At 45.2% G+C, this 25,002-nt stretch carries 23 protein-coding genes and 3 riboswitches; of the genes, 9 read left to right on the forward strand and 14 right to left on the reverse strand.

Going from position 1 to position 25,002, the window contains the following annotated elements:
* Positions 1-147: 147 nt before the first annotated feature.
* On the forward strand, positions 148-525 hold the full coding sequence (locus tag ACJA3J_RS18260) for a PilZ domain-containing protein (protein WP_406944880.1): 378 nt from the start codon (positions 148-150) through the stop codon (positions 523-525).
* 229 nt (positions 526-754) lie between these two features.
* Here the strand turns inward: ACJA3J_RS18260 and glpK are convergent, their stop codons facing one another.
* Together glpK and ACJA3J_RS18270 are read right to left on the reverse strand one after the other, a co-directional pair.
* Positions 755-2,248: a glycerol kinase GlpK gene (gene glpK / locus ACJA3J_RS18265; RefSeq protein WP_406944881.1), complete on the reverse strand. Its 1,494-nt coding sequence runs from the start codon at positions 2,246-2,248 to the stop codon at positions 755-757.
* 22 nt (positions 2,249-2,270) lie between these two features.
* Positions 2,271-3,101 (reverse strand): MIP/aquaporin family protein, encoded by an 831-nt coding sequence (locus tag ACJA3J_RS18270; protein ID WP_406944882.1) that lies wholly within the window; start codon positions 3,099-3,101, stop codon positions 2,271-2,273.
* 423 nt (positions 3,102-3,524) lie between these two features.
* A riboswitch (purine riboswitch) is annotated at positions 3,525-3,628 on the forward strand.
* Positions 3,629-3,782: 154 nt separating this feature from the next.
* Between ACJA3J_RS18270 and ACJA3J_RS18275 the strand changes: the two genes are divergently transcribed.
* A complete protein-coding gene (locus tag ACJA3J_RS18275) occupies positions 3,783-4,652 on the forward strand; it encodes a 5'-methylthioadenosine/S-adenosylhomocysteine nucleosidase (RefSeq protein ID WP_406944883.1) in 870 nt (289 codons plus the stop codon).
* A gap of 304 nt (positions 4,653-4,956) precedes the next feature.
* Here ACJA3J_RS18275 and ACJA3J_RS18280 read toward each other — a convergent pair whose 3' ends face one another.
* Positions 4,957-5,250 (reverse strand): YrhK family protein, encoded by a 294-nt coding sequence (locus ACJA3J_RS18280; protein WP_406944884.1) that lies wholly within the window; start codon positions 5,248-5,250, stop codon positions 4,957-4,959.
* Between the two features lie 245 nt (positions 5,251-5,495).
* Between ACJA3J_RS18280 and ACJA3J_RS18285 the strand changes: the two genes are divergently transcribed.
* Complete coding sequence (locus ACJA3J_RS18285; protein WP_406944885.1) at positions 5,496-6,911, forward strand: alanine/glycine:cation symporter family protein; 1,416 nt, start codon at positions 5,496-5,498, stop codon at positions 6,909-6,911.
* A gap of 70 nt (positions 6,912-6,981) precedes the next feature.
* Here the strand turns inward: ACJA3J_RS18285 and ACJA3J_RS18290 are convergent, their stop codons facing one another.
* The 10 genes from ACJA3J_RS18290 to nikB all read right to left on the reverse strand — a co-directional run bounded on the left by ACJA3J_RS18290 (position 6,982) and on the right by nikB (position 16,586).
* Complete coding sequence (locus ACJA3J_RS18290; RefSeq protein WP_406944886.1) at positions 6,982-7,431, reverse strand: hypothetical protein; 450 nt, start codon at positions 7,429-7,431, stop codon at positions 6,982-6,984.
* Between the two features lie 188 nt (positions 7,432-7,619).
* Complete coding sequence (locus tag ACJA3J_RS18295; protein WP_406944887.1) at positions 7,620-8,225, reverse strand: pyroglutamyl-peptidase I; 606 nt, start codon at positions 8,223-8,225, stop codon at positions 7,620-7,622.
* Between the two features lie 160 nt (positions 8,226-8,385).
* Complete coding sequence (locus ACJA3J_RS18300) at positions 8,386-8,916, reverse strand: chromate transporter (RefSeq protein ID WP_406944888.1); 531 nt, start codon at positions 8,914-8,916, stop codon at positions 8,386-8,388.
* A complete protein-coding gene (locus tag ACJA3J_RS18305; RefSeq protein ID WP_406944889.1) occupies positions 8,916-9,491 on the reverse strand; it encodes a chromate transporter in 576 nt (191 codons plus the stop codon). Before ACJA3J_RS18305 ends, ACJA3J_RS18300 begins: the two co-directional genes overlap by 1 nt.
* A gap of 34 nt (positions 9,492-9,525) precedes the next feature.
* Positions 9,526-11,139 carry a gamma-glutamyltransferase family protein gene (locus ACJA3J_RS18310; protein ID WP_406944890.1) on the reverse strand — a complete coding sequence of 538 codons (1,614 nt, stop codon included), beginning with the start codon at positions 11,137-11,139 and terminating at the stop codon, positions 9,526-9,528.
* A 61-nt stretch (positions 11,140-11,200) separates the two neighbouring features.
* A complete protein-coding gene (locus ACJA3J_RS18315) occupies positions 11,201-12,175 on the reverse strand; it encodes an ABC transporter ATP-binding protein (RefSeq protein ID WP_406944891.1) in 975 nt (324 codons plus the stop codon).
* A complete protein-coding gene (locus ACJA3J_RS18320; protein WP_406944892.1) occupies positions 12,147-13,148 on the reverse strand; it encodes an ABC transporter ATP-binding protein in 1,002 nt (333 codons plus the stop codon). Before ACJA3J_RS18320 ends, ACJA3J_RS18315 begins: the two co-directional genes overlap by 29 nt.
* Before the next feature lie 7 nt (positions 13,149-13,155).
* Positions 13,156-14,658: a glutathione ABC transporter substrate-binding protein gene (locus ACJA3J_RS18325; RefSeq protein ID WP_406946324.1), complete on the reverse strand. Its 1,503-nt coding sequence runs from the start codon at positions 14,656-14,658 to the stop codon at positions 13,156-13,158.
* 60 nt (positions 14,659-14,718) lie between these two features.
* Positions 14,719-15,558, reverse strand: a complete 840-nt coding sequence (locus ACJA3J_RS18330) for an ABC transporter permease (protein ID WP_406946325.1) — start codon at positions 15,556-15,558, stop codon at positions 14,719-14,721.
* A gap of 86 nt (positions 15,559-15,644) precedes the next feature.
* Positions 15,645-16,586 (reverse strand): nickel ABC transporter permease, encoded by a 942-nt coding sequence (nikB, locus tag ACJA3J_RS18335; RefSeq protein WP_406944893.1) that lies wholly within the window; start codon positions 16,584-16,586, stop codon positions 15,645-15,647.
* Positions 16,587-16,903: 317 nt separating this feature from the next.
* On the opposite strand from nikB, the gene ACJA3J_RS18340 reads away from it, so the two are divergent.
* Entirely contained in the window at positions 16,904-17,353 is a 450-nt protein-coding gene (locus tag ACJA3J_RS18340) for an Lrp/AsnC family transcriptional regulator (protein ID WP_406944894.1), read from the forward strand.
* 354 nt (positions 17,354-17,707) lie between these two features.
* On the opposite strand, the gene ACJA3J_RS18345 is transcribed toward ACJA3J_RS18340, so the two are convergent.
* Positions 17,708-17,923 carry a hypothetical protein gene (locus tag ACJA3J_RS18345; protein ID WP_406944895.1) on the reverse strand — a complete coding sequence of 72 codons (216 nt, stop codon included), beginning with the start codon at positions 17,921-17,923 and terminating at the stop codon, positions 17,708-17,710.
* Positions 17,924-18,324: 401 nt separating this feature from the next.
* Positions 18,325-18,429: riboswitch (SAM riboswitch) on the forward strand.
* A gap of 67 nt (positions 18,430-18,496) precedes the next feature.
* A riboswitch (SAM riboswitch) is annotated at positions 18,497-18,604 on the forward strand.
* Positions 18,605-18,675: 71 nt separating this feature from the next.
* Between ACJA3J_RS18345 and ACJA3J_RS18350 the strand changes: the two genes are divergently transcribed.
* The 5 genes from ACJA3J_RS18350 to ACJA3J_RS18370 all read left to right on the forward strand — a co-directional run bounded on the left by ACJA3J_RS18350 (position 18,676) and on the right by ACJA3J_RS18370 (position 24,968).
* Complete coding sequence (locus ACJA3J_RS18350) at positions 18,676-19,830, forward strand: acetyl-CoA C-acyltransferase (protein WP_406944896.1); 1,155 nt, start codon at positions 18,676-18,678, stop codon at positions 19,828-19,830.
* A gap of 20 nt (positions 19,831-19,850) precedes the next feature.
* Positions 19,851-21,794, forward strand: coding sequence for an acetoacetate--CoA ligase (locus ACJA3J_RS18355; RefSeq protein WP_406944897.1), 1,944 nt, complete (start codon positions 19,851-19,853; stop codon positions 21,792-21,794).
* Positions 21,794-22,954 carry a thiolase family protein gene (locus ACJA3J_RS18360; RefSeq protein ID WP_406944898.1) on the forward strand — a complete coding sequence of 387 codons (1,161 nt, stop codon included), beginning with the start codon at positions 21,794-21,796 and terminating at the stop codon, positions 22,952-22,954. The genes ACJA3J_RS18355 and ACJA3J_RS18360 overlap by 1 nt, the downstream gene beginning before the upstream one ends.
* Positions 22,951-23,373 (forward strand): Zn-ribbon domain-containing OB-fold protein, encoded by a 423-nt coding sequence (locus ACJA3J_RS18365; RefSeq protein WP_406944899.1) that lies wholly within the window; start codon positions 22,951-22,953, stop codon positions 23,371-23,373. The genes ACJA3J_RS18360 and ACJA3J_RS18365 overlap by 4 nt, the downstream gene beginning before the upstream one ends.
* 95 nt (positions 23,374-23,468) lie before the next feature.
* Positions 23,469-24,968, forward strand: a complete 1,500-nt coding sequence (locus tag ACJA3J_RS18370) for a sodium:solute symporter family transporter (protein ID WP_406944900.1) — start codon at positions 23,469-23,471, stop codon at positions 24,966-24,968.
* Positions 24,969-25,002 lie beyond the last annotated feature (34 nt).

Genomic DNA, 25,002 nt, shown 5'->3' on the forward strand with positions numbered 1-25,002 from the left:
CGGTTTCACTTCTAAATCACTTCCATTTCCCCTTATCTATACCCGTGTTTTCATCACCTTAACGCCACATCCATACCTTGTCACACTTATTGCAGGAACGTATGATGAACATATAATGGTGAACTAAACAGACGGGGAGGGATCAGTATGAGATATAAGAGAAAAGATTACTTCCGTTATGAGTTCAAAGAACCGCTCAACGCTTTTTTCCGGATTCATAGAGTTGGCAGGAAAGAGGTAAACACTTCAAAAGGTGAGGCCCGGATCATAAATATCAGCCCAAACGGAATGAAGTTGAATACAAACTTAGATCTCCCTCATAGTGATGGACATGAGGTCAAATTGTCTATCAGCTTTCACCTGAATAAACGATCTTTCCACCTACCCGGGACTGTCGTTTGGAAGAAAAAAATCGCTGGGTACAATTATGGGATCAATATGGATTTGGATGAAGCGGAAAGGAAAGGGTTGGTTGAAGCGCTCAAGGTTTACGCCAGCCACCATGATAATAGGAATGAAATATAAGTGACGCCTGCTTGGCAGAGCAAAGGCTTTTTTTCCTATTAACTTCCCCGCCTTCTCATTTTATAAAACAGGACCCTGCAAACCTTTCTACCCTGAACCGAATAACAACTAGAACGCCCTATATTTTCCTCCACACACCGGGGAAAATATAGGGCGTGTGGAGAGCTATGTGTATAGGAAACAAAAAAGCGCAGGGAAAGAAAGCCCGTCTCCCTGCGCTTTAATACAATCATTTAAACTGTCTTGTTGCTTCAACAGCTTTCTGCCAGCCTTTGTAAAGGCTTTGCTGTTCTTCTTCACTCATCTCCACCGTAAACGTACGGTCATTTTCAGACTGCTGCTTAATCTCTTCTTTATCTTTCCAATACCCGACCGCAAGACCTGCCAAAAAGGCTGCACCGAGTGCGGTGGTTTCCTGGACGACCGGACGCTCGACCGGTACGCCGAGGATATCACTTTGGAACTGCATCAGGAAGTTGTTTTTAACAGCTCCACCGTCGACACGAAGCGCTTTCAAATCTATTTCTGAATCGGCAATCATCGCATCGAGCACATCTTTCGTTTGATATGCGAGGGATTCCAACGTTGCGCGGACGAAGTGCTCCTTGGTCGTTCCACGAGTCAGTCCGAACATGGCGCCTCTGGCATCGCTATCCCAGTACGGTGTTCCGAGCCCTACAAATGCAGGGACCATATATACACCGTCTGAGGACTCTACGGATGTAGCTAAAGCTTCTGTTTCTGGAGCGCTTTCAATCATATGCAATCCGTCGCGCAGCCATTGTATCGCAGATCCCGCTACAAAGATGCTGCCCTCAAGCGCATATTCCACTTTTCCATCAATGCCCCACGCAAGCGTTGTCAAAAGACCGTGTTCAGAAGCGACACCTTCTTCACCTGTATTCATTAGCATAAAGCAGCCTGTGCCATATGTGTTTTTCGCCATACCTTTTTCAAAACAACCTTGTCCGAATAGAGCAGCCTGCTGGTCACCAGCAATTCCTGCAATCGGTACTTCCTGGCCGAAGAAATGATAATCAACGGTATGAGCATAAATTTCTGAGGATGGTTTCACTTCTGGAAGCATGGACGCTGGGACACCTAGGATGTCCAGAAGTTCCTCATCCCACTTCAAGTCATAAATGTTGTACATCAACGTACGGGAGGCGTTGGAGTAGTCCGTGATATGAGCTTTACCTCCAGAAAGCTTGTACACAAGCCATGTATCAATCGTTCCGAATAAAAGATCCCCATTCTCTGCCTTCTCTCTTGCTCCTTCAACGTTGTCTAACATCCATTTTACCTTTGTTCCAGAGAAGTATGGATCTAACAGCAAACCGGTTTTTTCACGGAAAAGGTCATTGTGACCAGCTGCTCGCAGCTCTTTACAAATGTCTTCCGTCTGACGGGATTGCCAGACAACAGCTTTGTGAATCGGCTTCCCTGTGTTTTTATCCCATACCACGGCTGTTTCGCGTTGGTTGGTAATGCCAATACCTGCAATTTGATTGGCACTCACATCTGATTTTCTTAACACATCAGCGATACACGCTAACACGGATGTCCATATTTCATTCGCATCGTGTTCGACCCAGCCCGGCTTCGGGAAAAATTGTTCGAATTCTTTTTGTGCGGTTTCGACGATTTTTCCAGCTTTATCGAAAAGAATCGCCCGTGAACTCGTTGTCCCCTGATCAATGGAAAGAATGTACTGGTTTTGCATATCTATCATCTCCTTATAAGAATTAACTGATTTTTTCTTCTAACTTCTCACTGTAGGTTTGTTCTTTTTTCAATTCTGAAGCTGCTGCTCCTATGATAACGATTCCAATAACAATCGATAAAATCCAAAAGGCTACGGAAAATTCCTGCATGAATATCGCCTGATAAAAGAGGGCTCCGTAGATTCCTCCCACTGCTGGACCGACGACAGGAATCCAGGCATAACCCCAGTCTGATCCGCCTTTTCCGGGAATCGGAAGTAAAGCGTGGGCGATCCTAGGCCCTAAATCACGTGCCGGGTTAATCGCATAACCGGTTGTTCCGCCAATGGACATCCCGATGGCTACAATGAGAGCCCCGACGATAAGTGGATTCAGTCCTTCTGTAAATTCATTCGCACCAATAAATAACAGCCCCATCACGAGGACGAATGTTCCGATCATCTCTGTGACTAAGTTTGAAAAAGGACTGCGAATCGCCGGGTCTGTAGAAAATACGGCGAGTTTAGCCCCTTTGTCTTCTGTCGCTCTCCAGTGTGGCAGGTAGTTAAGAAAAACAATGCCTGCTCCGATGAACGCTCCAATCATCTGGGCCGTAATATAAAGCGGAACCTTCGACCACGGAAAATCACCAATAGAGGCAAAACCTAAGGTAACCGCCGGGTTGAGATGTGCTCCGGAAAATCCACCTACAGCATAAACACCCATCGTAACGGCAAGCCCCCAGGCAATCGTAATGACGATCCAGCCGGACCCTTCGGCTTTTGAATTCTTCAATACAACACCACCGACAACGCCGCCACCAAAGATGATCAAAATCATCGTGCCAATCAGCTCTGCAACAAATGCTGACATATAAAAAACTCCTTTATTATTTTCTAGAAAGATTGGAACGAAAAAAAAGAGACCCACACTGAATATCCGAACGATAAACGTCCGGTTTCCGTGTGAGTCTCCATATCTCCGTCACATCTTTAACTTGTATCTCTGATTGTACACACCTATGTAAGCGGTGTCAATCAATATTTTTAAATCGCTTTCATATAGGAGTACTGCAGCTCACAGAATTGCCACCTTAAAGAAGGTGATTTTCCGGCAGAGGATACGAGTCTCTCCCAGCAAACTCCACACCCCTATATTCGTTTATAACATATATTTTTTCTAAAAACACCTAAAATTCTCCTAAATAACCAATAAAAACGAACATTTTTAACTAAAGTCAATATAATGTTCATTTTATTCTTGTTCATTTCAATTGTGTTTGTTATAGTAGCAACATAGCCAATTACATATCGTACTCGTATATTCTCAGTAATAAGGTCTGAGCGTCTCTACCTGGTTCCCACTGAAAGAACCAGACTACGAGTTAAAGCAATAAAGCTGCGGGACAGAAGCAGCTATTTTTAGCGATGCCGCTAACTCATGCTTTGACTTTTTGTAGTCTGAAAGGTAGAACATCTCCTTTTCAGGCTTTTTTATTTGGGAGAAATGATGTACACCGATGTGATTGAGTACTACATCAAGGGAGAGCTACTCATGAAAAACATTCGCAACATCGCATTCTTACTATTCATCACTCTTATTTTTTCCTTCGTGGCAGGATGCCAGAGTTCCACGGAAAGTGAAGCATCCGCTGAAGAAAACGACCAGCAACCGATCCTTATCCAGGGCCCGATGCCTATTGAAGCAGAAAATTTCGCAGCAAAGCTTGAGGATGTAGAAGAAGAAACATCCGGAAACTTTGTTTTTTATAAAGGGAAAGTCGATGATTATCCTGTCATTGTCATGAAAACAGGTAAAGGCATGGAAAATACAGCCGCCGCTACAGCGATCGCTATAGAAAAATTCGACCCGGCTGCCATCATCAACCAAGGAACATCAGGTGGTCACGATCCTGAGTTGCATGTTTTTGATATCGTCTTAGGAGAAAGAACCGTCAACATTGGGTCACTAAAAACAGGACATAGAGAAGATGGAGAAGGCATCGCCCCTAAAGAGTGGATTCCAATGGACCTCATGGCATCAGAAGGAAGTGCCGGCGAAGATCCTGATGCAGAAAACATCCGTTATTTTGAAGGAGACAAGGAATTGCTGAAAGCAGCAAAAGCGGTCAAGAATACTCACGAAGAAGGAAAAGTCGTAGAGGGTACGATTGGTTCTGCAGACGTCTGGAACAATGAAGTCGACCGCATCCAATGGTTCCATGAAAACTTCGGAACTTCTGTTGAAGAGATGGAAGGAGCCGCTGGCGCACAGATTGCCAAAGCTTATGATGTACCTTACCTAGGCGTTCGCATTTTATCCAATAATAAAACGAATGATGGTGAATATAATCCGGATACGGCGGAAGCGAACCAGGATTATGTCTATGAAGTTGTGAAAGAGTATATTTCTAGGAAGAACTAATGTCAGTAATCAGGGGCTGTACTTATGCCCCCGGACCTTTCTTCCATCTATTAATAAGCGCAGCCTCCACGTACGAACGTGAACAGCTGTGCTTTTCTATTTCTAAAACAATCTGCAATCAAATAAAGAAAGAAGCGGGTAGCACTTATGGTGTCAGCCCCTCAGTGTTGAAAACATTGTAATTCCTGAATCATTTGCTGTAAGAATGCCGATCGCTCATTTGGAACAGAGTCAGACAACTACGGATTACCGGTCATTTTGCGCTTTTGCTTGATTCACCAATTCCATTTCTTAACATGGACGGTTAAGAACCGCGTGTTTTTTCATACTGCTCTCCATAAACCTTCTTCATATGAAAATGATGAACAAGGCGGATTGTCGGACGAATAAGCATTAGGATACTTGCGAGAACAAAGAGAGTAACTCCAATGTTTTTCAAATGTTCGAAATAAAAAAAGATACTTCCAATCAGAAAACAGACCCCAATCAGCACATCATTGATGGTATAAAAAATGTCGTACGTTTTTTTGAAAAAAATGTTGTGTTTCCCTATGTGAAGTTCTACGTATTTTTCCTTATCTGACTTTTGGTTCGACATCCTGCCACCTCCTTTAAACCTATTCCCACTCCTACCAAGGTTTATAACGCGAAACACTCTGAAGGTTTTAAAATGACCGGTCTTGCTTTTCCTTCCCTTTTCTTTTGTTCATTCCACACAAATGTAAGCGCTTATATTTTGTTGTTTCAACGAACGTTTATGGACGAAAACATGATAGGGTAGAACATGGACATTATCAAAGACCGCCCTACATAGACGGTTACAACATGATTAGGAGGGTAATGATGCTAGACGTATTGAACCAAATCAATGATGTGCTATGGGGAACCCCCAGTTTGATCCTGTTGTTCGGGACAGGGTTGTTTTTGACCATTATGTTAAAGGGGCTGCAGTTCAGCAAGCTGTTCTACGCCTTTAAACTCGCTTTTACGAAAGAGGATAAGACAGAAACGTCCCAGGATTCCCAAGGGGATATTAGTAATTTTAAAACTTTAATGACAGCGCTATCAGCGACCATCGGAAACGGAAATATCGCAGGTGTCGCTACCGCTTTGACGCTTGGCGGCCCCGGGGCGATTTTCTGGATGTGGATCGTCGGCTTGTTAGGGATGGCGACCAAATACTCCGAAGCTCTCCTTGCAATGAAGTATCGAGTGAAGAATGAGAACGGTGAATATTCCGGTGGACCGATGTATTATGTAGAACGAGGCATCGGCAAGAAGTGGAAATGGCTCGCTGTCGCATTTGCGTTATTCGGTGCCTTTGCCGCTTTAGGAATTGGGAACAGCGTTCAATCCAATACCATCTCTGATGTTATGACGGAAAGCTTTCATATCAATGGCTGGTTTACAGGTGCTGTTCTTGCGATCTTGACGGGTCTGATTATTTTCGGAGGTATCCAGCGAATCAGTACTGTGGCAGGATTTTTTGTTCCGATCATGGCCTTTTTGTATATTGGCGGGGCTTTATTCATTATCATCGCCAACTACGAGGCGATTGTCCCTGCTTTTGAAATGATCTTCCAATACGCATTCAGTCCAGTTTCTGCCGCTGGTGGATTTGCCGGTGTTGTCGTCATGGAAGCTGTCAGAAGCGGTGTTTCACGAGGCATTTTCTCAAACGAAGCTGGTTTAGGTACGGCCGCATTGATCGCTGGAAACGCCAAAACCGATCATCCGGTAAAACAAGCGCTCGTTGCCATGACAGGTACATTCATCGTAACTATCGTTGTTTGTACTATGACAGGGCTTGTCTTGATCATGACCGGATTCTGGGATCCGTCCGGTGGAGCGATCTCAGGCGTTCACCACGCGACTGGCCTCGACGGTGGCGCGCTTACAAGTGCAGCATTCGGACATGCACTAGGAACGATAGGCGAATACATCGTAACTTTTTCCGTCATCTTTTTCGGCTTTTCCACGATTGTCGGATGGTACATGTACGGAGAGAAATGTTTCGAATACCTCTTAGGTTTGCGCTACATCGTTTCATATCGTTTCATCTACATTACTGCAACCTTCATGGGTGCCGTCATGCAGCTTGACCTTGTTTGGGCGTTTGCCAACATGGCGAATGCGTTGATGATGATTCCCAACTTAATCGCTTTATTGCTTCTTTATAAAGTGATCGTGAAAGAGACGAACAATTACTTTAATGATTATATTCATCAGCAGCACTACACGCGCTCGAAAGCAAGCTAATATTAATGGAAACAACCTGTCTCCGGGCAGGTTGTTTTTACTTATAGAACAAAACCAATGTGGAATTTCTTTACGCTTCCCTCTTATCTGTTGGAGGAGTCAAGGCTTGTCCTTGTATCTCTACCTCACTCTTTCCAGCGCCCTTCATGTATAGTTCAAACCTTTTGGAATCAAGCCTCAACCCTTCTCTATAAAAATGTACCTTCCCTAAGATGTCCACTACTTCTAAAAGCAACTTAGCGTTCGATTTCATCTCTGTTCTCAAACCTGCAATACTATAAAAAAGAAGTAAATCTGCTTTATTCTTCGGTTTTTCTAATATTTTTCTAATTTGCATCAATTCAGGGCGTTGAAATGGTGAACCTAAATATCCCAAATCACTCAACCTTTTGGTAACATTCAAGTTATTGGCTGAACAGTAATCAAACAACACTTTATCCTGGTGGACAATGCGCTCGACTGGAGTCCATGAGTTTCCAAAATTAATAGACTTCCTGTAATAGCAGAAAACATTTTCCATCCCTTGCCCACATCCCGTTCAGTATAGTAATGAAAGACGCACAAAAAAGCATATGCATCCAACAAGCTGGATTCATATGCTAGTATGGCCTCATTAACCTCTTACATATTCACTACATACAGATTCACGGTGTTTCTTAGTCATACTCAAAAAAAGAGTCTGGTCTTCAACCAGACTCTTCCTTACACTTAAGGCATCAATTGGATGATATGTTTGACGGCATCGGTCAAATCCGTCTGGGACCAGCTTGGAAGTTTCCCGTGCTGAACTGCCAGCTCATGAGACGCAGGAATATGAACAAAACCAGAAGGAACCTGTTGATGGTTCACATGGAAATGATAGAGCGCTTGATACATCACATGGTTACATAGGTAAGTCCCGGCAGTATTTGAAACCTCAGCCGGATACCCTTTTGATTGTAAGTCTTTAACAAAGCTCTTTATTGGCAGTGTAGAAAACAACCCATCCGGTCCCTCTTCTTGGATTGGATCCCCATCAGGCGTGTTCCCTTCGTTATCTTCTTCCTTGATTTCGTTACAGTTGATGGCAATTCGCTCAGGGGTAATTTTGTAACGTCCGGCAGCAAGTCCGAGTGAAAGGACAGCATCAGGTTCAACGTCATGGATATGTTCTAAAATTTCACGGCCGGACTTATTATAATCAACAGAAAGAATCCGTCCTTCTATCTGATATCCATTCAACTCTTTTCCATTCAGTTTTTCCACGATGTGGTGGGTCGGGTTGATGGGAAAATCGAGAAATGGTTCAAAGCCTGTGAGCAAAAGTTTCCTCATTAACCGTATCTCCTCTCATGATAAAAGCCTTTTATACTTGATTAAACGACAATCAGCTCTTGATACACCCTAACAAAAACAAAAAAAGCGTAGTATCATCTGTGAAAGTGATACTACGCTTTTTCCCTTCCTGAAACACATTTAATATACGATTGGCCTATCACCCACCTAAGAATATAGCTCCATAAACCAGAGACCCCAGGATAACAAAGGCGGGATGGACTTTCACTTTCTCTAAAAAAAGAAAGCTTGCAGCGATAAGAAAGCCCATTTGAAAGAATCCACTTGTATCGTAAGAGGTTTTGAAAAACTGGAAAGCCATGAGTCCAAGTAAGACAGCAATCGCGGGACGAATTAAGTTGGTCATTATTTTTACTTTCGGTGAATTCTTGAATTTGGCCAAAAGGCTCATCAATAGGATCATTAATATTAAGGAAGGAGCCACAGTGGCAAAGACGCCGACCACAGCACCTAAGATACCCGCTTGCTGATATCCAATAAACCCAGCCATTTTTGTAGCGATAGGTCCTGGCAGGGCGTTGGCCATTGCGAGCATTTCACTAAACTCCGTAACTGACATCCAACCAAACCGATCAACCACTTCGTTTTCAACCAACGGAATGGAAGCAGGCCCCCCGCCGTAACCGACAATACCTGGAATAAAAAAAGCGATAAAGATTTTCCATACCATTAGGACGATCGCTCCTGACGTTTAAGAGGGGGGCTTTCCTCTTGTTTTTGCGGCTTCAGAAGAGCATACAAAAGCAATACAAAAATAATGATCCCGGGATGAACACCAACCCACTCAATAAGAATGAGGGAGACCCCTCCGAGAACAAGCGTAGTGCCCCACCCTATATTCATTTTCGCCTTTTTGAAAAAATCATAAGTCAGCTTGGCCAGCATGACTCCCACCACAGGGACGACGGCCTGAGTCATTCCGTTCACCCACGGCTGGTCCCGGAAGCTGTTGAGTGAAGTAATTAATACAATCATAATGAGAATAGTCGGCACGATTGTCGCTAATACGGCATTTACCATGCCGACAATTCCTGAAACTCTATAACCGATATATCCCGCCATTTTCGTAGCGATCGGTCCTGGAAGGGAATTACCTAAAGCGAGAACATCACTGAAATCATCATCATCCAGCCATTTATATTTCTCGACAACCTCCTTATGGACAAGCGGAATAGAAGATGGTCCTCCACCGTAGCCGAGCATTCCTACTCTAAAAAAAGCGATAAAGAGATTCCAATGCTGCATGTGCTCAACTCCTTTCTAACCCATCTTCCTTCCATTAATAAGCAGAGATTGTCCCGTCCGTACGAGATTCCGTTCCCCCATATAAGGTCCCTGTATCCGGGTCGCGCCAGATGATCTGCCCTCTTCCAAAAGCTCCTGACTCCAACTGCACTTCTATGTTATGACCTTTTCTCGCTAAGGCTTCTGCCACATGCTTAGGGAAATGCGGCTCTACCCATACGGTTTTTTCTTTCATCCACTGCCACCTTGGTGCATCCAGTGCAGCCTGGGGATGCAAGTGAAAATCGATTGTATTCATAGCCACTTGAACATGACCTTGAGGCTGCATAAAACCTCCCATGACTCCAAAGGGGCCGACCGGATGGGCTCCTTTTGTGAGGAAACCAGGAATGATGGTGTGATAAGATTTCTTTCCTCCCTCAAGCGCATTGGCATGGCCAGGGTCCAAGGAGAAATTATGTCCACGGTTCTGTAAGGCGATTCCTGTGCCCGGCACGACCAAACCTGAACCGAAGCCCATATAATTGCTTTGAATGAAGGAAACCATATTCCCCTCTGAATCAGCTGCGGCTAAATAGACGGTCCCCCCTTTAGGAGGTGTCCCCGCTTCAGGAACGCAGGCATACTCCCCAATTTGTTTTCTTCTTTTTGAGGCATACTCATCATCCAGCAATTCTTCTGCTTTGACGTCCATATAGCCTTCATCCGCCACATACTTCTCACCATCTGAGAATGCAAGCTTCATGGCTTCAATTTGCTTATGGTACGTACCTTTCGTTTCTTTTTCCGGGAATTCAAACCCTTTGAGAATATTGAGTGCTGACAAAGCAACAATACCCTGGCCATTCGGAGGGATTTCCCATACGTCGTACCCTTTATAGTTCACGGAAATCGGTTCCACCCATTCAGGGTTATAATCTGCTAAGTCCTCTTTCGATATGTAGCCATCATATTGTTTGGAAAACTTGTCGATTCTGTCTGCCAGCTCACCCTTATAAAAAGATTCTCCTTTAGAATCAGCGATTTTCCTTAGAGTGTCTGCATGACCTTCAGATTTCCATATCTCCCCGATTTTTGGTGCACGACCATTTGGAGCAAAAGTGTCGAACCAATGAGAAAATTCTTCGCCTGTCAAGGTCCCTTTGAACTTCTCAGCCGCCATTGCCCAAAACTTTCCGAGCACAGGGGTGATTGGATACCCCTCTTCTGCATAGCGAATGGCCGGAGCAAGCAGTTCCTTGAATGGAAGTTTTCCGAAGCGGTCAGACAGTTCCACCCAAGTACCTGGCGCACCCGGGACGGTTACAGGGACAAAACCATATTTCGGAATTTCCTTATGCCCCTTTCTTTTCAATTCCTCCATAGAAAGAGAGGAAGGGGAACGGCCGCTTCCATTCAGACCATATAGTTTGTCTTTCACCCAGACGAGTGCGAACGCATCGCCACCAATGCCGTTGGATGTCGGTTCGACGACAGTCAATGCAGCAGCAGTGGCGATTGCCGCATCAATGGCATTCCCTCCTTTCTGCAGAATGGTCAGGCCGGCCTGGGAGGCTAACGGTTGAGATGTGGCAACCATGCCGTTCCGGGCCATTGTTGTGTGCCTCGGCGTTTCATATGGATTGTAAAGATGATCGAAATGCTTCATACTTGTGCTCCTTTCCTGGACATGCATGCTTTTTCCATTTTAAGTTGTTTTCCAAATCTTTTTATACTTCATGACAGGCGACATAATGCCCTTCTTCCACTTCCCTCCACTCCGGCCGCTCCTGACGGCAGCGTTCATGTGCCAGCGGACAGCGTGTATGAAACGGACAGCCCGTTGGATAATCTGCCGCATTCGGGAGTTCTCCCTTTAAGCGGATCCGCTCTTTTTTCCTACCGACGACAGGCCTTGGAATCGCTGATAAAAGCGCCCGAGTGTATGGATGTAACGGATTTGAAAAAAGCTTTTCTGCCGGAGCAAGCTCTGCTGTCGCTCCTAAATACATGACCAGCACACGATCCGAAATATGTTTCACAACACCTAAGTCGTGAGAAATAAACAGATAAGTCAGCTGATGGGAGGTCTGCAGCTGTTTAAGAAGCTGAATGATTTGTGCCTGGACGGAGACATCAAGGGCCGATACGGCTTCATCGCATACAATCAGTGAAGGGTTTAGCGAAACGGCTCTCGCTATTCCAATACGTTGTCTCTGTCCACCACTGAATTCATGAGGGTATCTTTCCGCGTGCTCTTCTTTCAAGCCAACTTCCAGCAATAGGCTTTTGACCCTTTCCCTTCTTTCCTTTTTATTCAGCTTCGTATGGATGATAAAAGCTTCCTCCAGGGCATCACCAATCCGCTGTCTCGGGTTCAAGGAAGCGTAAGGGTCTTGAAAAATCATCTGCATCTCTTTTTTATACTTTTTCAACTGGCTTTCAGACAGCCCACCGATTTCTTCCCCTCGGAATTTAATCGAACCGTCTGTCAAACTTTCCAAGCCAAGAATGGTTCTTCCAAAGGTTGACTTGCCACACCCTGATTCTCCAACGACACCCAATGTCTCCCCTTCCATAACATCCACAGATACGTTCTCCACTGCTTGAACATTGGAAATGGTCCGCTTTAAAAAGCTGCTTTTAATCGGGAAGTACTTTTTCACTTCATTGACTTCAAGAATAGGCTTTGTTCCGATACTCATTGGTGTCTACCTCCTCGTGTAACCAGCATTTGGATTGGTGTTGGTCAGAAACCTGAAAATGCGGAGGTTCGTTCTCTTTACACTTATCCATGGCATAAGGACACCTTGGATGAAAACGACACCCCGAGATTTTCTCACTCAAATTAGGAAGGGTACCCGGAATAGCCTCCAAATGGTGGCTTTCGTCGTCCACATTTGGTACAGAAGCTAATAAACCTTTGGTATAAGGGTGCTGTGGGCTTTCGAAAATCTCCTCGACCGTCCCCGTTTCTACCACTTCGCCTGCATACATCACCATGACCCGATCGGCCACTTCTGCGACAACTCCCATATCATGGGTCACCATCATAACGCCCATTCCTAAATCTTCTTTTAAATCGTCAATCAAGTCTAAGATCTGCGCCTGGATGGTTACATCGAGCGCAGTCGTAGGCTCATCGGCTATTAATAAAGAGGGACTGCAAGCCAAAGCAATAGCAATCATGACCCTCTGTCTCATTCCCCCGCTCAATTCATGGGGATACTTTTTAAGGACTTTCTCCGGGTTGGATAACCCCACTTGATTTAAAAGCTCAATGGCCCTTTTTTTCTTGTCCCTTTTTCCCAGTTTTGTGTGAAGGTGCAAAGGTTCCATGATTTGATAGCCTACCGTAAATACCGGGTTCAAAGCTGTCATCGGCTCCTGAAAAATCATCGAAATATCGTTTCCACGATGTTTTCTCATCTGTTCTTCTTTTTTCTTTGTCAGGTCCTCTCCGTTAAAAGTGATGACCCCTTCACTAATCTCTCCATTATCAGGGAGCAGGCCCATCACGGATAATGTGGTAATACTTTTGCCGCACCCGGATTCTCCAACGATACACAACGTTTCTCCTTTATGGACAGAAAAAGAAACACCCCGCACAGCCTGGAGTTTCCCATCAGCTGTGCGGAAAGAGGTGACTAAGTTTTTGACATCTAATAAAGATTCCATCCTACACCTACTCTCTACTTACATTATAAAGAGACCATTGACCTGTCGGATCAAGTTCCAAACCTTTGACAGAAGAGTCAAAAGCAGCAGTAACCACACCATGATGCATCGGTACCCAGACCCCATCGTTCACGGCCATGACATTCGCTTCGTGCAGCTTCTCCTGGCGAACTTCCTGATCAACTGTAATCCGGGATTCGTTCACAAGCTGGTCAAATTCACTGTTGTCATAGGCCATACGGTTGGAGGATCCAATATTGTCTGAATGCAGATTCGGGTAGAGCAGTTCGCTACCATCTGCGGTACTATTAGACCATCCCAGGAAGGTCATTTCGAAGTTTCCTTCCCCAGTCGTATCTAAAAATGTGCCCCATTCCATTGTTTCAATGCTCACATTCAAACCTGCGTCTGTCAGCTGTGCCTGAACAATTTCAGCCATCTTCATATACATATCGCGGTTGGCAGCAAGCAGCGTAATCTCCTGCCCTTCATAACCATTTTCTTCAAACAATTGTTTCGCTTTTTCGGGATCATATCTATATCCCTCTTCGGAAGCAGATTCGTCATAACCGAACACTTTCGGACCAATGATACTGTTGTTCTGTACACCTAATCCGTTCAATTGTTCTACATAAGCATCACGGTCGACAGCGTGGGAAACAGCTTTACGGAAGTTTATATCATTGAATGGTTCTTTGTTCATGTTAAAACCTAAATAATAAACCGGTGTCCCTGCTTTCTGCTGAATTTCTACATTTTCCATAGATTCTAAACGAGGGAGCTGTTCTGTTGGTATGGCATCGATAAATTGCACTTCCCCTGTTTGAAGCATGGAAACAGCTGTGGAATACTCTGGTACAACCTTCATCGTCACCTTCTCTAACTGAGGGGCTCCCTGCCAGTAATCCTCATTCTTTGAAAGAGAGACATGGTCCCCTTGAACCCACTCTTCAAAAACAAAAGGCCCTGTTCCGACTGGGTTCTGATTTAAATCTCCAGCCTCGTCTGCTTCAGGACTGACAATGGAAGCATTCGTATGAGAAAGGGCAGCCAAAAGCGGTCCATAAGGTTCTGCTGTCTTGATGACAACCGTATGCTCATCTTGTACCTCGATGGACTCAATCGGCTCCAGCAAAGAGGCACGAGGAGCAGCTCGCTCTTCACTTTTGAACTCTTCAAATGTATATTTGACAGCTTCTGCATTGAAAGGTGTCCCATCATGGAAAGTAATATCTTCTTTCAACTTAATCACCCATGTCAGATCATCTGGATTCTCGTAGGATTCTGCAAGATGGGGCTTGATCTCCATCGTTTCAGGATCACGTACAAAAAGAGTTTCATAGACTTGTTCAATCACTGCAGAAGAAACGGAGTCATTGGTATCGATCGGCGACAGACCTACGACATCAGATGTTGTTGCATAAGTGAGTTCTTGTGGAGCTCCTTCACCTGATCCGCCTTCCCCGCCTTCCGAACTGGACTCACTGCTGCACGCGGCCAACACCATCATAATTAAAACGAATACCGACAAACTTAACAAACGAAACTTCTTCACTGTCATTCCTCCTCATTATTGATCTAGCTCCATATTTGGATCAAGCGCATCTCTCAAACCATCTCCCACTACATTAAAAGCAAAAACAACAAGCATGATAGCGATACCGGGAACGATGGTAAGGTGCGGAGATGTGAACATAAAGTCCTGGCCTGCGGCAATCATGGCTCCCCACTCTGCTGTCGGTGGCTGTGCGCCTAACCCCAGGAAGCTCAAGGCAGCGGTCGATAGAATGGCCGTTGCCATACGCATCGTAGCGAAGACGATAATCGGTGCTGTGCAATTGGGAAGGACGTGTTTTATCAAAATACGGGTGTTGCTCGCCCCCAAAGATTTCATCGCTAGAATGTATTCCTGCTTCTTAATTGAAAGGACGCTCCCTCTTACGATTCTTGCACATGTAGGAATCGACCATATGCTGATGGCAATCACTACATTAACAAGGCTTGTACCGAGCATGGCAATAATGAGCATCGCTAACAAAATGCCGGGAAAAGCGAATAGTAAATCTACAAACCTCATAATTATTCCATCCAGTTTCTTAAAATACCCGGATACGAGACCAAGAGCTATTCCTCCGATTAACCCCAACCCAACGGATCCTATCCCGACTAATAAGGAAATCCTTGCTCCGAAAACAATCCTTGACCACACGTCCCTGCCGTAGTTGTCGGTACCTAACCAATGACCTTCAGACCCTATCCCTAATTCAGCATTCGTTAAATTTTGTTTGATAGGATCATAGGTAGCAAACAAAGGAGCAAATACAGCCAGGATCACCTGAATCGTAATGATGATCAACCCGAATACAGCCAGTTTATTTTTCAGCAACCGCTTGGCCGTCTTCACCGCCATTTTCTCTTTCTTCACTTTTTTCTTATTCACAAGAACTTGTTCACTCGCTGCAGCATTTGATTCCGCCAATGTACTCCCCCCTTTCTTTAGTCATAACTGATCCTTGGATCAACGAAAGCATAAATGATATCGACTAACAGGTTGACGACAACAAACAACGTCGCTACTAAAAGAACAGTCCCTTGTACAACGGGAAAATCTCTTGCAGCTATAGCATCAATCATCAATCTCCCAACTCCATTGATGGCAAAGACCTGCTCTGTAATGATGGTGCCTCCTAATAAGAATCCAAAATTCAGGCCAATGACTGTTATGACAGGGATCATCGCATTTCTTAAAGCATGCACCCATACGACCACATTTTTCTTGACACCTTTGGCTCTTGCTGTCCTAATATAGTCAGCTCGTATGACTTCCAACATGGCTGAACGACTCATTCTTGCAATCATGGCTGCTGAAGCTGTACCTAGTGTGATTGCAGGAAGTATCAATTGCTTCATCCCTTCGATCGTCCAAAATGGCGCATTCAGTCCTCCAACCGGTAACCATTGCAGCTCCACAGAAAAGATCAAAATCAACATGGCTCCTAACCAGAAGTTTGGTATCGATATTCCCGCTAAGGCCACTGTAGTGCTGGAGACGTCAAACCATGAATTTTGTTTGATAGCCGAGATGATTCCGGCCGGTACTCCGATGATTACAGCAACAACCATACTTGCGACGGCTAGATTCAACGTTTGTGGAAAACGGGTAACAATCGACTCAGAAACAGATTGATTGTTTTGGAAAGAGTATCCCAGGTCCCCTTGTAAGACTCCTCTTATGTAATCAAAATATTGAACCATTACAGGTTTATTGAGTCCCAGCTCTGCTCGGATTGCTTCAAGATCCGACTCCGTAGCAGTCGGCCCTCCTATGATAGTCGCTGGATTTCCGGGAGCCAGGTGCATACTCATGAAAACTAGAAAAGAAATTCCAAACAGTAATAAAACCAATTGAAGTATCCGTTTCACAATTAAACCAAGCATTTCATCCCTCCTCTTTTAATAAATCACTTGAAAGCGATCGACTTCGAAAACCCTCCGCAAAATAATGAATAACCATTCACAGATTTCGAAAGTTAATCAAAAACGGATTTTTAATTAACAAACGGTTTTTCGTTGTAGTTGAGTATAATCCAATATTCAGAAAATTAAAACCCCAAATGACAAAATTATTGGAATTTTTTATTTTCTCTACGGGTTCTCCCTGCTTTGTTTGAATGGGGACTATTTTAGTGGTAAAATTTTTGAAGGCTGAGCTTTAGTCGAGAAGTGAGGTGGAAGTTATGCAGGAAGACGCTTCGATGAAGATTGATGAAGTAGATAAAAAAATACTGGAATTATTGATTGAGGATGGACGCCTTTCCTATACGGAGATTGGGAAAACTCTCGATTTATCCCGTGTTGCTGTTCGTTCACGCGTCAACCAGCTGATTGACTGTGGCATAATTGAAAAGTTTACAGCTGTGGTCAACAGTGAAAAAGTCGGTAAACAAGTTTCTGCTTTTTTCGAAGTCGACTGTGAGCCCCGATCCCTCGTTGAGGTAGCCGAAAACCTCGCGAACAATCCTTATGTCGCCAGTTGCTATCAAATGACAGGACCAAGCACCTTACATATGCATGTGCTCGTCAAAGACTTCAAAGAGCTTGAATCTTTTATTAATAATGAATTATACGCATTAGAAGGAATTACCCGTGTAGAAAGTCATACGTTATTACGCCGGTTTAAGAGCAGGAGCGGCTTGAAACTATAAAAAAGGCAGGTTATCCACAAATGGATAACCTGCCTTTTTTATGAAATAGTTAATGATATGATGGTAATTCCAAAAAGCATAACAAAACATCTCAATTTATGTATGAAAAATTTAAATCAAATCCGTAAGGTAAGTGCTATAAAAACGTAGGCTTGCGCGTTATCAACTTGTAACGTTTCAATCACTAATTATTTGTTAATAAGAGTGTGATGATCTACCTATTCATATAATAATCTCTTAGAACTACTTAACTAAAAATAACGCAGCTCTTTACTAAACAAAAGAGCTGCGCTTTCCTCCTAGTTTTTTTCCGCCTAGAGTTAATATAATTTAAGAGTTGAACGAACAAAACAATTATTGCTTATCATTAAATCCATATAAATACTCCACCAACTTGCCAAATTCATCATCAGAGGAACACTCAATTTGTAGATCAATAAAGGTCATCACAACTTCTTCATCTTCAAACGGGAAATGGCTGTTATCTACATTGGTTAGGATGTCCCGCTTGGATAATCCCTTTTTAAGTAAAACATCAACGGCCTGCTTCATCGAAGATACTTCTGCCATGTGTATGCCCCCTTATTTGATATCTTTCCTCACTTCTAAACTCTCTTGTCAGGTTCTTTTGACTGTTAGTAATAGCGAGGATGACAAGAGTTAAATTCTTGTACTAAATATTTACTACACTATTGATCCAAATTCCTGCTCCTCCTAGAAAAAACGACTTTGCAATTATGAGTAAACCTAGGTGGTAATCAAAACATAAGTCTTCAAAAACATAAACACATTTATAACCTAAAAAGATACGAAATACTAGTGAAAACCACTGCTGTTAAGCTATCTATTTGTTTTCTCATACGTTTGAGAGCATACGCTAAATAAAATAAATTTTCACACTTTTCTACAAAATTTATTGACACCTGCGCTTTGCCTTGCTAACATGGCACTTAACCAAATAACGAAAGAACATCTTATCCAGAGAGGTGGAGGGACTGGCCCTGTGAAACCCGGCAACCGCTATATTCATAGCATGGTGCCAAATCCTACTGAGTGAACGCTCAGGAAGATAAGAGATTTACATAATCTCTAGCCTCTCTATCACTGATAGAGAGGCTTTATATTTTCCAATTGAATACTTATTTCTTATCCAGAGAGGCAGAGGGACTGGCCCGTTGACGCCCGGCAACCATCAAGCAACCGCTTGAAAAGGTGCTAATTCCTGCAGGAGATGATCCTGGAAGATAAGAAGAGCCAAGAGCCCTCTTCTTATTTTTGTGAAGAGGGCTCTTTCTATTTTTAAAAAAGGAGTGGCTACATAGATGAGTATCGTACTTTTAGATGGCATTCGAACCCCGTTCGGTAAATGGAAAGGGGCCTTGAAAAAGAAATCCGCAACAGAACTTGGATCGCACGCGTTAAACGCGTTAATTGAGAAAAATCCGATAGCCAAACAGGCGGATGGTGTGCTGCTTGCCCAAGTGATCCAGGCTGGGGGCGGCCAAAATCCTGCCAGGCAAGTCGCTTATAAGGCAGGGGTGGAGATCGATACACCTGCCATCACATTGAACAATGTCTGCTTAGGCGGGATCGCTACCATCGCAGATGCTTCCCGAAGACTGCAATTGAATGAAGGAGAATTATACGTCGTCGGCGGATTCGACTCGATGACGAACGCACCTCACACCGCTCCTGTACGGGCTTCTTCAGGACTCGGTCATAGCATGCTGAAAGACACCTTACTAAACGACGGTTTATGGTGCGCCTTAACGGATGTATCGATGGGTGCACTTACCGATGAGAAAAACCGCTCCTATGAAATCAGTCGAGAGGAACAGGATGAATATGCCGCTCTTTCCCAGCAGCGAGCAACAGAGGCTCAAGAAAAGGGATGGCTGCAGCCGGAAATCGCTCCTTTTTCATGTTTGCTTGAAAAAGATGAAGGCGTACGCAAAGGAACGACAGTAGAGAAGTTATCCAACCTCTCCCCCGCCTTTTCCAACGAAGGCACGATTACGGCAGGCAATGCTTCTCAAATGACAGACGGGGCAAGCGTTGGGATCGTTACCACGAAAGAGAAAGCAGAATCACTCGGTCAGGATCCGTTGGCGGAAATCATCGATTGGTCCGAAATTGCCGGGCCAGATCCAAGTTTACAAACGAAACCATCGCAAGCCATCCAAGAATTATTAGACAGACATCAATTGACGACGGACGATATCGATCTGTTTGAAATCAATGAAGCGTTTGCCAGTGTGGTGATCGCCAGCTGCCGGGATCTTGATATCGATTATGACCGCGTCAATGTTAACGGTGGTGCGATCGCTCTTGGTCACCCTTTAGGTGGCACTGGATTCCGACTTGTTTTGACTCTTGCCCATGAACTCAAACGACGTGGCGGAGGAAAAGGCATCGCTTCCCTTTGCGGCGGTGGCGGACAGGGCATGGCCCTCTTCATTGACGTTCCTCATTCATGACTCGAAAGGAGACAAATCCAATGACTACATCGATTACAGCTCAGCGTTCCCCTTATCTTTGGGAACCAACGAGCGAAAGAATAGAACAATCACATATCAAAGCTTTTGCTGAATCTACCGGTCAGCCGCTTTTTCCATATGAACGGTTCCATCGCTGGTCCGTTTCCCACCTTTCTGAATTTTGGTCAGCCGTTTGGGATTATTCAGGAATTATCGGAGAGAAGGGTGACCGTGTGTTTATCCCTGGACCTTCGATGCCTGATAGTACATGGTTTCCGGAAGCACGGTTGAATTTCTCCGAAAACCTCCTGCGCGGTTCTCTTGATCGGACCGTGGCCTATGAAGCGAATGAGACAGGGGTTCATCGAAGCATTACTTTAGAAGAATTGAGGCAATCCGTAGCTAAAGCCCAGGAAGGGTTAAAACAGTTAGGTGTGCAAAAAGGCGATTGTGTCGCCGGAGTCACGACGAACGATATCCAAGGGTTGGTCGCTTTACTTGCAACCACTTCACTCGGGGCAACCTGGACCTCCTGTTCCCCTGACTTCGGCACGAAAGGAATCGTCGATCGCATTGGTCAGGTGAAGCCGAAGGTATTATTTGCTGCAACCTCTTATCAATATAAGCAGAAATCATTCGATATCGTGGACAAAATCAAACAGACGACAGAGCACTTGGATGGACTATCTGCACTCGTCACGTTCGGAGGCGAAACTTCTATAGAAGGACTCCAGTCTCTCTCCTGGGATGAGCTTTGCAACAATGATGCAGTAGAGCCGTCGTTCGAACCCGTGCCTTTTGACCACACCTTATATATTTTATATACATCAGGAACGACGGGGCTGCCGAAAGCGATCGTCCATTCGGTCGGCGGGACGCTCCTGCAACATGTCAAAGAACACCAGCTGCATTGCGATGTCCAGCAAGATGATGTGTTGTTCTGGTACACCAATACCGCCTGGATGATGTATCCATGGCTCGTTTCAGGGTTAGCCAGTGAAGCGGCGATTCTATTGTATGACGGTTCTCCCGTAAGGCAGGATTCCCTCACCCATTTGTGGGACATTGCCGATGAAGTCGGCATCACCCATTTCGGCACAAGCCCTAAGTATTTAGATACATTGATGAAAGCAGGAGTCGATTTGAAAAACAGTCATTCGCTCGACTCTTTGAAAAGTCTATTATCCTGCGGGGCTCCCTTAGCACCTGAACAATACAACTGGATCTACCAAACAATCAAACAAGATCTGTTCCTTGCTTCCATTTCCGGCGGAACAGAAATCATCGGCTGCTTTGTGATGGGCTCTCCGGTTCACCCTCTGAAGCAAGGCGAAATCGCGTGTAAAGCGTTAGGAATGGCGGTGGATGTATTGGATGACCGAGGAGCATCTGTTTACGAAGAAAAGGGCGACCTTGTCTGCACGCAACCATTCCCAAGCATGCCGCTCACCTTTTTCGGTGAAGGTGGAGAAGAACGCTACCGCAAGAGCTATTTTTCCAAACGACCAGGGATTTGGACACATGGGGACTTAGCCGAACAAACCATTGACCAATCGTTCATCATATATGGACGTGCCGATACGACATTAAATCCAGGAGGCGTTCGCATCGGGACGGCTGAAATTTACGGTGTCGTCGATCATATCAAAGAAATCAAAGACAGCGTTGTATTCGGATTACCGAAAGATAACGACGAAGAAATCATCCTTTGTGTCGTTACGGAACATCTGACGGAAGACTTGGCAAAAGAAATACGGCGGCAGATCCGGACCAAAGCTTCTCCCCGTCATGTACCGAAACGGATTTATCAAGTGGAGGAAATCCCTCATACCATCAATGGAAAAAGAGTCGAAGGAGCAGCCAAAACAGCCACTTTAGGAGATGAAGTGAAAAACGAAGCATCCTTACGTAACCCAACATGCCTACAATCATTTCGTCAACTACCAGAAAGGAAGTTCGTGTAATGGCCAACCAACCCCAAGGGGCGATCATCGGCATCGGTGAACTGAAGCCCGTCCGTTATTCAGAAGGAAAAACAACCTTAAGTTTGATTGCAGAATCCGTCCGCCTCGCCATACAGGACGCCGGCATCTCCAAGGAAGACGTCGATGGCCTCCTCGTCGGACCACAAGTCGGGGATACCCCGCAGCATGTGCCGGCGACGGTTTCCGAATATCTAGGAATCGATCCCACGATGTCCAATACGGTCGATCTCGGTGGAGCGACAGGCCCTGGGATGATCTGGAGAGCCGCCGCAGCCATCCAGGCGGGCATGTGCGAAACAGTGGTCTGCGTTTTAGCCAATAAAAATGAAAAAGGAGAAACATTACGATCCCCAAACCGCAATCCCATCCGCGAGTTTGATGTGCCTTTCGGTGCATCGGGAGCCAATACTTCCTATGCGCTCTTAAAAAGACAGCACATGGAAGAGTACGGTTCCACCCAGGAGGATTTTGCAAGGATCGCCTACTGGCACAGAAAAAATGCCCAGTTGAACCCGGATGCAATTTTTTATAACAAGCCCGTTGAAGTCGAAGATATTCTCGCCTCTCCAATTATAGCCGATCCGCTTCACCTGCTTGAGATCGTCATGCCTGTCGCCGGTGGAGCAGCCGTCGTCGTGACATCTGCGGAGAAAGCTGCAAAAGGGAAGCATAAACCAGTCTATCTGAAAGGAGCTGGTGAAAAAATCACCCACCGGGCGGTCAGTCAGGCACCAAGCATAGACGCCTTGCCATTCAATTATTCAATCCCGAGAGCGCTTGAACAAGCGCGGACGAACGTGGAAGACATTGACCTTTTCTCACTGTACGACTGTTATACAAGTGTTGTTGCAACAACCCTTGAGAGTGCGGGTCTATGTAAGCCCGGGGAATTCGGAGAGTTTGTCAAAAACCACAGTTTCGGTCATGACGGTGACTATCCATTGAACACGCATGGCGGCCAGTTGGGCTTCGGCCAGGCGGACTTGGCGGGCGGCATGTCGCATGTCGTGGAAGCCGTCCATCAATTGAGAGGCGAAGCTGGAAACCGACAAATCCCTAATGCCAGAAAGGCCCTTGTGACAGGAAACGGAGCCACATTAAGCGAAACAACAGCCCTTGTGTTAGGAGGAGAAAGATGAGCCAACTACCAAACATATCTTTGCCCGGCCCTACGATTACACCCGTTAGTCAGCCTTTTTGGGAAAGCATCCAAGCCGGACACCTCAGCCTTCAGCAATGTGACAAATGTGAACAGTGGATCTTCTACCCTCGCGAACACTGTCCCCATTGTTTTCATGATTCGTTAACATGGAAAAAAGCCTCCGGCCGGGGGATTTTGAAAACATGGAGCGTGATTCATCGGGCCGGACATCCTGCCTGGCAGGAACATACGCCCTATGTGGTCGGCGTCGTTGCCCTTGAAGAAGGACCTTCTCTTTTGACACATGTATTGGCAGAAAAAGCCGCCTTAACACATAACCTAAAAGTCGAAATGGAAATTAGTGAAATCGGGCCACACCCATTGCCATTTTTCAAAAAACAGGAGGAAACAATATGATCCTTACTTATTTCATCGCTGTTGCTTTATTCTGGTTACTCGGCCTATTCATATGGAAGAATTTTTACACGACGAAGAAAGGAGAACGATAAACGATGCTTACAAGTTCCAGTGTATTATTATGGACCGTCATTATTTTATTAACTGTATACTTTGCCGCTGTGACGTGGGTGGGTAAAAAAGGACGGGCACACAGCCAGTCGATGTCCGGTTTCGCTACCGCCCGTGGAAAGGTGAGCCCCTGGCTTGTCGGAGCAAGTTTTGCCACCTCCTACGCCAGTGCGAACCTATTCATCGGAGTCCCAGGCCTTGCCTATGAACACGGGACCGCCGTACTCTGGTACACCCTTGGCTGCTTTGGTGTTTCCTGGGTCGGCCTTCTTCTCTTTGCCAAAACGTTCTGGCGTTACGGGAAAAAATTCGGTCACGTGTCGACACTTCCGGAGTGGCTGGGAAAACGTTATAACTCGAAAGCCCTGCAAGCCATCGTCTCTTTACTGATCTTATTCAATGTTTATTATATCGTCGGACAAAATGTCGGGCTTGCGACCATTTTTGAAACCGTCATCGGTATCCCCTATTTCTGGGGCATCATCATCGGTGTTGCTATTACGATTCTTTACATCGGCCTTGGCGGTGCCTTCGCACAAATCATTACCGACGGCATCCAGGGAATTCTGATGGCGATCACCTCGATCTTCATCGTCGTTTCCTTTTTCTGGACCATCGGTGGAGGATGGAACGTCTTCGGTGTGCTGACCGACCGCCTGCATAGCATCGACCCGAATTTGACGGCTGCCATTGCCGACGGCGGTCCGTATAACAGTGCGCTCGCCATCATGGCTGTACAGTTCCTCCTATTCAGTTTCGTATTAATGCCACACCTGTTGAACAAGGTCCTTTCGATTGAAAAAGAGGAAGACCTGGCTCCATTCACATTATCTGCAGGGCTCGTGCTATGCATCATTTCTACGCTGATGGTCCTCGGTGGACTCGCCGCCCGCGTGCTCTTCCCAAGCTTGCAAAGTGCTGATGCAGCGATTCCGACCTATGTCATCGAGGCTTTCCCAAGTGTCATCGCAGCCATCATGATCGTCGGAATCATCTCTGCGATCTTATCCAGTACTGACAGCCTGTACTTAGGAATTACGACAAGTATCGGCAACGACCTGTACCGTGTCGTTGCGCCAATCCTTTCATCCAAAAAACTGTCTGCACAAGAACTAGACAACAAATCATTGAAAGTAGCGAAAGGATCCTTGATTGTCGTCGGACTCTTGTCTCTCTACTTCTCATTAGAGCGACCAGAGTCCCTGGCCTTTCTGATCCAATTCAGCTTTTCCGCGATCATATCCGGAATCATCGCACCGATCACCCTCGGGTATTTCTGGAAGCGAGCAAACCAATATGGCGCCATCGCCGCTGTCGTTACGGGGGCTTCCTTGTATGTCACCTTTACGTCTCTTAACTTAATAGGAAATATCTTTATCGCCATGTTCTTCAGTGCTGCTGCGGCCTTTGTCATTATGGGTATCGTGAGTGTACTAACTGCTAATGCGAAGGAAGAGAATTTGGTGTTGGAGAAATCCAGTTAACCATATAACGGATCACTTTAACATTCAGTTCTAT

The sequence above is a fragment of the Halobacillus sp. SY10 genome (genome assembly GCF_045401165.1).
In the GTDB taxonomy this organism is placed as follows: domain Bacteria; phylum Bacillota; class Bacilli; order Bacillales; family Halobacillaceae; genus Halobacillus; species Halobacillus aidingensis.